This window comes from Bradyrhizobium sp. URHA0013, assembly GCF_000518345.1.
In the GTDB taxonomy this organism is placed as follows: Bacteria; Pseudomonadota; Alphaproteobacteria; order Rhizobiales; family Xanthobacteraceae; genus Bradyrhizobium.
Genome location: NZ_JADK01000021.1, coordinates 1 through 8,967, shown reverse-complemented (window position 1 = coordinate 8,967; position 8,967 = coordinate 1). Strand labels below are relative to the sequence as shown.

Genomic DNA, 8,967 nt, shown 5'->3' with positions numbered 1-8,967 from the left:
GGCCCGGACCTCGGGTGAAAACTTGTTCGTCGTCTTGCTCGTCATGGCTCCATCCTCTCAGGAGTTGGAGCCTCCGGCAAACCCGGGGCGGTTCACCTGGACAGGGCCTATCTGCTCTGTCCTCTCGACGAGCCAGGTCTTACCACGGAGTCTGATGAAACTGCCCACATCCGGGATGGAAGGCTCTGCCGCAACCGCACCATTCTTCATTCCTATCCCCCCCGAAATGTATCGATACCAATCGGAAGGCTTCTCGGCGGCAAAGACTTTCGACGTACTGTGATCAGGCGCAACCGCGGACATCCTATTTGGCCGTCAATCCTGAAGGCCACTCGATAGCAGGACATCCAGGATTGCATCCGCTCTTCCAAAGAACTGGGCGACGGAAGCGCTAATGGACCATTTAGATCCTAAGAGCCGCCGGTCCGTCCCCAAGGACCCCCGCGACTAAGGCATTACGAATCGCTGCATACTAGCCAAGCCGGAGGCATGCTTTCACTCGCGCCAGTTGAGTTCAAGAGCAAAGTGGGTGTAGGAAAAACCCCTGTCCTGATCCGAGGGTGAGCTGGGGAATGCTCCCCGCTTCCATTTCAGAGCGCAACCTTGTTGGTGGAGACGAACAACGCATGTCGCTGCGAAAGATGCCTTTCATCAGCTCTGTTAAAATGGCCAAGATCGACGGCAGCTACGTGATTCCGACCTCCCTCTATTATGAAGGCAGTAAACCAAGGATTGGAACCGAAGCGCGCGACAAATGCCCCTCTCCTGACCTCCTTGTCGAGGATTTCAAGATCGAATTGGGTACTGTCGATCCAGATGAATCCCCCCGCAGGACACAGGCCAATTCGCCGCGCAGGACTACTCTTGGACTCGCCAAGGACTTCTTTGATGCGTCTTTGGAAAAGATCAACCAATGGCTGGAGGCACAGGATCTCGCTCTGCCAACCAGAATTCTGATCGCCGAACCTCTCGCATTGGCCGGCACTAACACTGCAAGCGAGGCATGGCTCTCGAATTATAGGAAAGCTGTTAGGAAAGCGCTATACGGCAAGTTTCAAGAAATCGATTTCATGCCAGAGCCATTCGCGGTTTTTCAATACTACAGATACGGACTCCGACATTGGACAGTTGCTGAACACAAGAAGCACGTTGCGCTGGTCCTCGATTTCGGCGGAGGAACATTTGACGTCTGCGTTGTCGAGACCACTAAAACAGGAGACATCAGCGGCAGCGGTACGAATTCGCGGCCACTGGCTGCCAAATCCATCCAGATTGGCGGTTTCGCGATAAATCGACTGATAGCGGAAGATCTCCTCTTCCCTGCTCTTGGTGCGCGGGTTGAAAAAAGCGAGGTCAGGAAGGCGTTGACCTTCTTTTATGCCAACAAGAACGCGGACGAGGAATTCCTCGATACCGTAAGCGAAAAACAGCGCGCCTTTTTTAAAAACATCAAAGCGTATCTTCAAGCAGTTGAGCGCGCCAAATTGTCGATTTGCAAGAGCATTGCTAGCTGGAATATCAGCGCCGACCTATCGGGTGTCTTGCCTTATGCGTTGTCGGTCCCAACCGATCCGTTTAATTCGAACACTCAGCTAGCTAGCGTCAGACTCGATGCTGCGCGGCTTCGGTCGATCTTCGAGCGGCAGATTTGGTCCGAGAAACTTCGTAATGCCGTTCAGAACACGATTGAACGTGGCCGAGCTGAGATTAGCGGTCAAGAAATCACAGTTGTCCTCCTGTCCGGTGGCTCATCCAACATTCGCTGGCTTAAGCCATTGATCGAGCGAGATCTTCGCGCCAGCTTGGGAGACGCGCAGGTTGTCGAACTGAGCGAAGATTTTCAGGAGGTAGTGGCAAAGGGGCTAGCAACAGAATGCGCTCGGCGGTTCTTTAATGAGGGCCAGGGCGACTTCGGTGGAGTCACTTACAATAGGCTTTGTTTGCTACTTAGACCGGATGAAGGTGAGGTTGAGCGCAGGCGGTATCGTCCGACTGATGAAACCCTGAAGAAAAAATTCGCAGAAGGCCATGAGCTCGAGGAAGCTATCTTGTTGCCGGCGGCAAGCAGTCTGCGAGGATTGATTGATCAGCCGCTTCGCTGGAAGGTACGACTTTCAAAGCCGCCAAAGCATGCGCTTCATTACTACTTCATGAGATCTTCTTTCGACCATGAGGATCTCGATTCTCGACACAACATTGTGGATACGCGGGCCCAAACGCCCTCAGGTACCCAATTCCAGCAAAGCATCGAGGTCGAGTTAACCGTTCACGAAAACGGCACCGCTCTCCCCCGATTCATTTATGGCCGAGACGATCGACGCGAAGGCACCGTCGTGGATGGGCGCCCTTTCTATATGGACATGACGGTCGTCGGGCCCGAAACTAAAGGAGAGACCTATCTGGGGTTTGATTTCGGTACCTCGACCTCAGCATGCTCCTTCGTGAGCAGCCGCGACATCCAGATCATCGAACAGCGCGGGCGGCAAGCCGAGTGGCGAGACCTTGCCGAGTTGGTAACGGAGTTGCCCTACCCAGCAGCGGCAGCACTAGCCCGCTTTATGTCTGAAACGGACGAAAAGCACAGGGTGCATCGCGGAAGGAGTGCCGTCGAAGCGATGCTAACGCTCGCGGCCTATGTCACGATCTGCGATCATTGCGTTCACAACGCTCTATCGTCGTCGTACTTGAAAGGGCTGCAGCATCGCTCCGCTGGTCCATTATGGGGCCTTCTAAAGGCGGCGCTTCAGAACTCACCGCGGAGATGGGCCTTTGCCGCTCCTCTGCTGAGAATAATGGAAGGCGGCACGGTCCAACAAATCGATACATGGATATCGGAAATCGCGAATGTGAAGCACGACAGGAAGTCCAATATCGATTACGTGACATTTCTGTCGATCCTCGGAAACCACCTCAGCAAGATCTTTGCCAATGCAAGATTTGGTGTATTCGAAAGCGTTACAGCCAAGCGGTTCGCAGCCGGACAATTTAGGGGTTTGTTTCGGAGCCTCACAGGATCTTCCCGCACCTTCATCAACGTTATCGAATACGAAGGAACCGTTTCATTCTCAGACGCTGAAGTCTTCGTCATCGATCAAAAAAATGGTGCGGCTTTGCCATTGTCACCATTATATTGGTGGGGGCTTGCACCCTCACACAATTCCGAGCCGGACTTGTATGAGTTCGATACAACCAGAGGGGATGATTTCCTCTATAGGTCTATTCAAGCAGGTGATGAGCTTAGAGTTTCGGGAGGCGGAGAGTTCTCAGAGATCCATTCCCAACTGCGTCGTATGAAGGAAAAGGATCGACCAGTGAAGCTGATCGAAGGACTCATTTTGTCAACAGGTGAAGGCTCTTAGTTTAGCCGGGTCTACCTCACGCGGGCGGTCAGTGAGTGCTTGCTGGCCGCCGCCACTTCTGGGGTGGGCGACCTGGAGCCCCGGCCTAATTCCGGACTGTGGGTGTGGAGCGGTGGTCGCGCGTGATGACAGGTACGGGCCCGGGCAGCTGCGGTATGCCCAATCGATGCTGTCGGGAAACACATGCCACACACAGCAGAGAGGCGATGCCCACTTGGTGTTTGAGACAGAGAGGCTAGCGGATGTGCAAACCGGTGACAGCCGCTCCCGTCCGCATCCGTAAGCACGAAGCTGTGCCCCAGACCGGCAGCTATGAAGTGTGCTTCGCCGATGGTCGGCCGAGCGTTTATTTCTATTGGGACGATATCCCGGGACGGCGGCTCGCGCCGAACCTGTTGACCGGGGCAGACGCGCTTGAGAAGGCCCGCACACTCGCAAGGGCGGAGCTTGCTCGCCATCGAACGACGAAATGAGCAAACAGGAACGAGAACTGCGGGCGGTTGTTGAAGGGCCGCCGGTTCCCAGCCCAAGCCGGCGGAGCGGCCCCGGCCCTAATCAGAGTCACCATTGAGAGCCGTCTCTCCAGCAACATTGTTCCCATTCGGAACCAAATCACACAGCGGGACTTCGGTTGCACCGAAGTTGTGTTTGCAAACGGGGCAGAAGTCGAGCAGAATTTTGTCACCGGGGCTGGCTGCACATTTTACCTGACCATCACCCGGCGTTTTGGAGATGCGCGGGCCGTAGCGGCTTAAACCTCCCGCTGCGGCCTTCGCATTTGCCGTGCGCCTACCAGCGTGAAGCGGCCGGCGTTCTGGTGCATTTGTTCTTCTCAGCCATTTCGGCCCTTAGTGTTTATGAGATTCTCGGCCAGCGCTTGAACCGCTGCGTTCGGAAGCTGGATGCCTGATAGTTTCCAGCCGTTGCCCGCAAAGTGAAGGCTTACGCCCCCATCCTTGTCGTTCTGGCCTAGACGGATCTGAAACTCGACCGGCTTAGTCGGAGATATTCGCCTAAGCGTTTCGAGCACCTTGGTTGTGTCGATTTCTGAGAGGCGCTGCATGTTCGCTTCCGCTCCCCCGACGCTGATGGCGCCCTTGTTCAAAACAGCCGTGAGGTTTTCCGGAGTGAGCATTTTGCCGATCATGGCGTCGGCAACCGAGGCTCCGTAGGTATTAGCCGCCAACCGCTCCAACGGCTTTACAGGCCGATCACGGCCGATCTGCTTGAGATAAGCCCCAACGATCTGATCGACCAACGATCTGCGTAGGCGTGCGGTGTCCGTCCGCGCAAGAACGTCGGCGCCGTTCCCCGCCTGGACTGCTCCGACCAAACCGCCAAGAGACGCAATCGCGGAACCAACGTAAAGTCCAAGGCAGACAAGCAAAGCAACTAGAGTTCCGAAAAACCAACGCATATGGCACCCTTTCTGGATGCCGCGTTGCTGGTCGCCTTTTGTGAAGAGAATACGGCGGAGGCGGCAGCTTAGAAGAAAAACCCGCCAGCGTGAACCGCGGGGCTCTGCTAGTCAGCCGCCCGACGCTACGCTCCCGGAACGTTCAGCAGTGCCGGTGCTTGGGAAGCCATGACCAGTTCCATTGTTCTTATTCCCGGCATGCTGAAGCCGTTGCGCCAGGCCCGCGTCTACGGTTTTCTGATTGAGCGCGCCGACGGGGTGTATCACCTTGGCGGAAGCAAGCCGGCATGCTCGAGGGCATTGGCGACGAAGATGGTCGAAGGTGGTTGGCTGGTGAAGCACGGATTTCGTTATGAGCCCACAGAGAAGGGACTGCGAGCGGCAGAATGAGCCGCCCTGCCTCCGCCGGACGTGCGCCCGGGAGGCAAGCCATTACGGTGGACGCAGGAACCAAGGGATTTTGCTATGTTGGCCATTCGCCGGGGTGACCTGTCCAGCAGTAGGAATTTACATGTCAGCCCAGATCATCAGGTTATCCGACCATCGCAGGACGCGTCCTACGCCATCTTCCAGTTTGATAGACCTGCAGCTTTCGTTTTTCGCTGCATACGTTGACGTAAGCCTCGCGGCCTATCTGTCGGTGGTTAAGCCCCTCAGCTTGGCAGGGGCCGTCTCTCCGCCCAAGGGCCTCTCATGAATTGCGTCACCTGCTAGGACGTTGGTCGGGTCTGCGAAAGCCATCCCGACCGCCCTTGGGAGGGCAAAAGGCCTGCGGGTGCGGGGCGGCGCCGGCGACCCCTGCCCTGCCTGCAACGATGCCGCGCCCGATCAGATGCCGCTGCCGCCCGGATTTGAAAACAGCATAAAGAGCTGGTCCCGCTTGTCTGAACAGAATCTCCGCTTGGATAAGTGGAGCTTCTGCCGGAGTTAGTTAGGCCGCCAAGCGGAATGGCGGCTGGTTGAAGTAGGCTTGATCCGGTGTGGCGTCGTCAAGGCTTTGGTGCGGCCGGCGGCCGTTGTAGAAGTCGAGGTATCGGCCGATCGAGGCGCGGGCCTCGCTGACGTTGTTGTAGGCTCTCAGGTATACCTCCTCGTATTTGACGCTGCGCCACAACCGCTCGACGAACACGTTGTCGCGCCAGGCGCCCTTGCCATCCATGCTGATGGCAATGCCGTTGCTGGCGAGCAGGCCGGTAAAGTCCGTGCCGGTGAACCCGATGCGAGTATCACTGGACCAAACGAGACGACAATCTCGGATGATACGGTCTCTTTCCAACATCATCTTGAATGTGGCACGCATGTGCAGCTTCGCCGGTAGCTCGATCCCAGCCCCGTCCTCCGAGATGTTGAAAACGCGGCAACGTTGGCTGCCGCCATCTCCAAAAATGTATGCGACCAAGTCGACGTCCGAACGATCGATCTTCCGGCGATCCGACATGATTACTTATCCTTGAGTTGACGCGGCTGTCTCGGGTCCTTCATTGGTCGAAACTATTTCAAGCAATCTAAACTGCCTCGCGATCCGCGTTGCCAAGCGCGACCGCTCTTTAGCCAGCTCTCTCTCATAGTCGGATACGTCGTGTCCGTCTCGCTTAAGGACCTCGATCAGGATAGTTTGGCTCTGAACATAGGTCACCTTGTCAGCGATCTCTCACGTCAAAACAGCTAACTCGTCATCATTATCTGATGTCACGGCGATCTCCTTGGTCGGACTGATCACGCGCAGAAAGGCGCTATGATGCATGCCCAATACTTACAGATCGTTACGCGGCCACCCTGGACGCCCTATAGCCGCGTGGCCAGTTCGGCCCTGGCCGAGCAAACTGGGTGCAAGCGCAACCTCGCGACGTTCACGCTCCAAACCTGGAACTGATCATTTACCTCCTTGCTCTACGATGGTCCGCAGCGCTACTGCTGGCATGAAATCGATGTCCAACGATCAACAAGAGATCCGTCCGTGGTCTCCCGAAGAAGAAGCGCAATTACTTGCGCTATTCGAAGAGGGCATGACTGCAACCGAGCTGGGCGAGCGCTTGGGTCGCAGTCGCCAGGCCGTGTACGGTCGTTTACAACGCTTCCGCAAGCAGCGAGGGCGAACAAGCCGAAGGAGCGGACACGCCTTCGCGCAATGGGTCGGTTAGCCCTGGGCCTCCGCCCGCCGGCAACACCCGCCGCGTCTTCGCAATGCTAACACTGCTAACCCGCGTGCGCCTGTACGACGGCCCAACCTGTAAGCGGTTGTTTCGGGATACCAGTCGCCATAATTTGCGCTATCGCGGTTGCTGCTTTTGTCTGATCGCACAAAAAACTCGGCAGCGGGGTGGAAATGATCCGAACCGGGGCTCCAAAGAGTTCGACGATCTGGTCCGCAGAGGACGACGAGATGCTTTTAGAGATGCGCGCGAGCGGAGTGTCATTCAGCAACATTGCAGCAGACCTCGGCCGTAGCCAAGCATCAGTCGAATCTCGCTATTCCAACTTGAAGAAGCAGACCAAACTGCAAAGCTGAGCGGCGCGGGCAATTGCCGCCTCGCGTGTTTGGCAATTTTTAGAGTCTATTTGAGACCTCCGGCCCCGCATTGATTACCGGCCGGCCTTCAACGATTTTGCCGTGTCCAGATGCTTTTGCAATGTGTCTATCTGGCCGGAAGCATATTCTCCCGCAGCGTCCTTGCTTTTTGACGCCTTCTTGTACTCGGCGATATCCTTCTGGTGGTCTGCGACCATGTGAGATGCGAACATCTTGTCGAAGCTTTCGCCGGACATTGTTGCCATCTTGTCATGGTCGGCTTTTTGCTTCGCATTCGGTCCGCTTGGTGAGTTCATTCCAAGTCCTTGGGCAGCATCCAAAGCCTTCTGGTTGGCGGCAGCGTGGTCTGTGGAAAGCATTCTGCCAAATGACTTTACGGCATCGCTTTGACCGTTCTGCTGGGCCAGCTCTCCCATGCTCACTTCAGCGAAATTGCCCTCGATTGCTTTCTTTAGGAACGTTTCGCTTTGCTTATCTTTCGCAGATGCGTTGGCAATTGAGATCGCCATCAAGGTTGCTGTCCCGAGCGACACAAGCAGTCTGTTCATCGGCAAACTCCTACGGGTTCTTTGCCGTGAACACGCCAATCGTGGAAGAGGTTCCAATTCAGTACATCGAGCCGCGTTAGCTCTAGCACTGCGGGCGCAGGTACGAGGGTCAAGTGAACAGCGGCTCAAATCGTGGAGATGCGGAACGTCCGGCAGGTCCGATAGCCCTCCACGGGCGCCGGTCTACTCGGTGCACTAGTCCTTTGAACCTATCCGGTGGCGCCCCGCTCCGAACTGCAGACCCGCCTCAATCGCCGCGACGTCCTTGTGGGCCTAAGCGATTCACCGCCGAACGCCCCTCCTGGCATTCAGGTCGACGCCACGGTGCCGACTTATCTTTAGATCTCATTCCGTTGCGACAAGGAGCGGTCAGCAGCAACTGGAACATGGCTCGAGCAGCCATGTAACGCGCCGCGGACCGGCTCCTCTCGCTTCCGACCAACAGAAGGTTTCCGGATGGACTTGAAACAGACCACCGCCAGCCTCGGCCGCGCCGCCGAATCCAAAGATCAAAGAGAGCAAAGTCGCCAACTGCCATGGCGCGAGCACCCTGAAATAAGCACCCGAAAATAGACAGGACACATTACAAATCTGACAGCCCAACTTTCGGCTAATGTCAGGTTCCAAGGCGTGATACATTTAAAAATAGTACAAGGTTAAAGCATCCGTCTCCTCGCCGATCTACGGTAGTGACCTATATAGAATGCGACTGCCCATCTGCGTCGCGCGCCCGCGACGCTTCCAGCTCAATCCGCGCTGCTTCACCGAAAGCGTGAACTGAATGTCACCTTCCTCCACCGACAAGTTCGCGCTCTTCATCGATGGAGCCAATCTCTACGCGACGGCGAAAACTCTGGGCTTCGACATCGATTACAAGCGCCTGCTGAAGGAGTTTCAGAGTCGCGGGACGCTGCTGAGGGCGTTCTACTACACCGCCATCATCGAGGATCAGGAGTACTCCTCGATCCGGCCGCTGATCGACTGGCTCGACTACAACGGCTACACCGTCGTCACCAAGGCGACCAAGGAGTTCATCGACGCCTCCGGCCGCCGCAAGGTCAAGGGCAACATGGACATCGAGCTCGCCGTGAACGCCATGGAGCTCGCCGAGCA

7 protein-coding genes are annotated in these 8,967 nt (G+C 56.3%); 4 read left to right on the top strand and 3 right to left on the bottom strand.

Features of this window, described 5'->3' with window-relative positions:
• Window positions 1-572 precede the first annotated feature (572 nt).
• Window positions 573-3,359, top strand: a complete 2,787-nt coding sequence (locus N551_RS0120535; protein ID WP_245287827.1) for an Hsp70 family protein — start codon at window positions 573-575, stop codon at window positions 3,357-3,359.
• 832 nt (window positions 3,360-4,191) lie between these two features.
• On the opposite strand, the gene N551_RS0120530 is transcribed toward N551_RS0120535, so the two are convergent.
• Window positions 4,192-4,776, bottom strand: coding sequence for a DUF2939 domain-containing protein (locus tag N551_RS0120530; RefSeq protein ID WP_027568477.1), 585 nt, complete (start codon window positions 4,774-4,776; stop codon window positions 4,192-4,194).
• Window positions 4,777-4,944: 168 nt separating this feature from the next.
• On the opposite strand from N551_RS0120530, the gene N551_RS0120525 reads away from it, so the two are divergent.
• Entirely contained in the window at window positions 4,945-5,166 is a 222-nt protein-coding gene (locus N551_RS0120525) for a hypothetical protein (RefSeq protein ID WP_035961663.1), read from the top strand.
• Between the two features lie 541 nt (window positions 5,167-5,707).
• On the opposite strand, the gene N551_RS39575 is transcribed toward N551_RS0120525, so the two are convergent.
• Entirely contained in the window at window positions 5,708-6,214 is a 507-nt protein-coding gene (locus tag N551_RS39575) for an integrase core domain-containing protein (protein ID WP_081747925.1), read from the bottom strand.
• A 304-nt stretch (window positions 6,215-6,518) separates the two neighbouring features.
• On the opposite strand from N551_RS39575, the gene N551_RS39760 reads away from it, so the two are divergent.
• The gene (locus N551_RS39760) at window positions 6,519-6,917 is read left to right on the top strand and encodes a helix-turn-helix domain-containing protein (protein WP_155809844.1); all 399 of its coding nucleotides are present in this window, start codon (window positions 6,519-6,521) and stop codon (window positions 6,915-6,917) included.
• A gap of 442 nt (window positions 6,918-7,359) precedes the next feature.
• Here the strand turns inward: N551_RS39760 and N551_RS0120510 are convergent, their stop codons facing one another.
• Window positions 7,360-7,854, bottom strand: a complete 495-nt coding sequence (locus N551_RS0120510) for a DUF4142 domain-containing protein (protein ID WP_027568473.1) — start codon at window positions 7,852-7,854, stop codon at window positions 7,360-7,362.
• Between the two features lie 781 nt (window positions 7,855-8,635).
• Between N551_RS0120510 and N551_RS0120505 the strand changes: the two genes are divergently transcribed.
• Window positions 8,636-8,967: NYN domain-containing protein (locus tag N551_RS0120505; RefSeq protein WP_027568472.1), on the top strand; the 332-nt coding region annotated here is incomplete at its 3' end.

Bases quoted from the DNA above. Each gene is read 5' to 3' on its own strand.
- N551_RS0120530 (WP_027568477.1), bottom strand. From the start codon at position 4,776: ATGCGTTGGTTTTTCGGAACTCTAGTTGCTTTGCTTGTCTGCCTTGGA.
- N551_RS0120525 (WP_035961663.1), top strand. From the start codon at position 4,945: ATGACCAGTTCCATTGTTCTTATTCCCGGCATGCTGAAGCCGTTGCGC.
- N551_RS0120510 (WP_027568473.1), bottom strand. From the start codon at position 7,854: ATGAACAGACTGCTTGTGTCGCTCGGGACAGCAACCTTGATGGCGATC.
- N551_RS39760 (WP_155809844.1), top strand. From the start codon at position 6,519: ATGCCCAATACTTACAGATCGTTACGCGGCCACCCTGGACGCCCTATA.
- N551_RS39575 (WP_081747925.1), bottom strand. From the start codon at position 6,214: ATGTCGGATCGCCGGAAGATCGATCGTTCGGACGTCGACTTGGTCGCA.
- N551_RS0120535 (WP_245287827.1), top strand. From the start codon at position 573: ATGCTCCCCGCTTCCATTTCAGAGCGCAACCTTGTTGGTGGAGACGAA.